We start from the raw sequence: 817 nt of genomic DNA on the forward strand, positions 1-817 counted from the left end.
GGGCAACCAACTCACACTGAGCTGGAAGGTGAAGGACGGCTATTACCTTTATCGTCAGCAGATTCATGTGACGCCGCAAAAAGCACAGATGGCACCGCTGACTCTGCCGCCAGGAGAGCCGCATGAGGATGAGTTCTTCGGCAAAAGCGAAATCTATCCGCAGGATTTACAGGTGCCGATCACTCTGCATCAGGCTGAGTCCGGTGCCACGCTCACGGTGACCTATCAGGGCTGTGCGGCCGCTGGTTTCTGCTACCCGCCCGAAACCCGTTCGGTGCCGCTTAACCCGGTTGCCGCCAATCACGATGCTCCCGCCGTTAACACGCAGCCTGCACAACAGCGCACGCCACTGCCGTTTTCACCGTTGTGGGCGCTGCTGATTGGCATCGGCGTTGCCTTCACACCGTGCGTATTGCCGATGTATCCGCTGATCTCCAGCATCATTCTCGGTGGCCAGCGTCGCTACTCTGCTGGACGCCTGTTCGCGCTGGCGATGGTCTATGTGCAAGGGATGGCGTTGACCTATACCGTGCTCGGCATGGTGGTGGCCGCCGCAGGTTTACGTTTCCAGGCGGCGCTGCAGCATCCATATGTGTTGATTGGCCTGTCAGCGCTGTTCATCGTGCTAGCGCTGTCGATGTTTGGCTTGTTCTCGCTGCAACTGCCTTCCGGCCTGCAAACGCGCCTGACGCTGTGGAGCAACCGTCAGCAAGGCGGTTCACTGCCAGGCGTATTTATGATGGGCGCACTGGCGGGGTTGATCTGCTCGCCCTGCACCACCGCGCCGCTGAGTGCCATTCTGCTGTATATCGCGCAA

General features: G+C 59.5%; 1 protein-coding gene. It reads left to right on the top strand.

The genetic code is table 11. The features are described 5' to 3' along the window. Window positions 1-817: protein-disulfide reductase DsbD (gene dsbD / locus C1Y41_RS19685; protein ID WP_146065249.1), on the top strand; the 817-nt coding region annotated here is incomplete at both ends.

It is taken from the genome of Pantoea sp. ICBG 1758, from assembly GCF_002928325.1.
GTDB lineage: Bacteria > Pseudomonadota > Gammaproteobacteria > Enterobacterales > Enterobacteriaceae > Pantoea > Pantoea eucrina.